A 961-nucleotide genomic window follows, 5' to 3' on the forward strand; every position below is an offset into this window, starting at 1 on the left:
TAGTGCCTCGTCATGCGGCCTTGAACGGGTAATCGGGATGGCGGATCTTGGAGTTGATCGCGTATCCGGTTTTGGGTTGGGCGTGTTGGTTGCGCCAGCGGATGTAGGCGCCGATGGCGGTGTCTTGCTCGGCGTGGGTGCGGTGGTCGGTGCCGTTGAGGGCGAAGTAGCGTACGGCGGCGAATTCGGCCTCGATCCAGTTCAGCCAGGAGGCGTAGGTCGGTAGGAACACCAGGTCGATCTGGTTGGCGGTGCACCAGGCGCGGACCTCGGGGTGCTTGTGTGGGGAGAAGTTGTCCAGGATCAGGTAGAGCCGGTCATCGGGCCACCGGGCGCGCAGTGTCTTGAGGAAGCTGAGGAACTCCCGCCATCGTTTCCGGTCGCGGATGCGGTAGTGCAGCTTGCCGGTGGTCAGGTCCAGGGCGGCGATCATGTGTCGTACGCCCTGGTCGCGGGTGTAGGTGGCCCGCAGTCGCACCGGGTGTGCGACGGGCCGCCAGGCCCGTCCGGGTCGGGGTTGCAGGTTCAGCGGCCCGAACTCGTCGACGGACAACACCCGACCATCTGCTGGTGGGTGGTCGTAGAGGTCCAGGATCCGGCGCATCTTCGTGGTGAAGTCGGGGTCGGTGCTGGCCTTCCACGTCTTGGTGGCCTGCCACGTCACGCCGCGTTCGTGCAGGATCCGGCGGACGGTCTCGACGCTGATGGTCGTGACGTGGCCGGCGGCGATGAGGTAGTCGCGCAGCTTGGTCAGGGACCAGCAGGAGAAGGGTCGGCCGAGGAAACGGGGGTCGCACCGGGCGATGACGCAGATCCAGTCGCGGGTCTGCTCATCGATCCGTCTCGGTGCGCCCCCGCTCCATTTTGGGTCCAGGGCGTCGAACCCCCGATCGTTGAACGCGTGGATCACGTCGCGGACGTAGTCCTCGCTGGCCTTGAGCAGATGAGCGATGTCCGGGGC

Annotated in this window: 1 protein-coding gene; it reads right to left on the bottom strand. The window is 66.1% G+C overall.

The features are described 5' to 3' along the window. Nucleotides 1–10: 10 nt before the first annotated feature. A partial coding sequence (locus ADK66_RS28195) for an IS630 family transposase (protein ID WP_053660663.1) occupies nucleotides 11–961 on the bottom strand: 951 nt, incomplete at its 5' end.

This window comes from Micromonospora sp. NRRL B-16802 (assembly GCF_001279555.1).
GTDB lineage: Bacteria > Actinomycetota > Actinomycetes > Mycobacteriales > Micromonosporaceae > Micromonospora > Micromonospora profundi.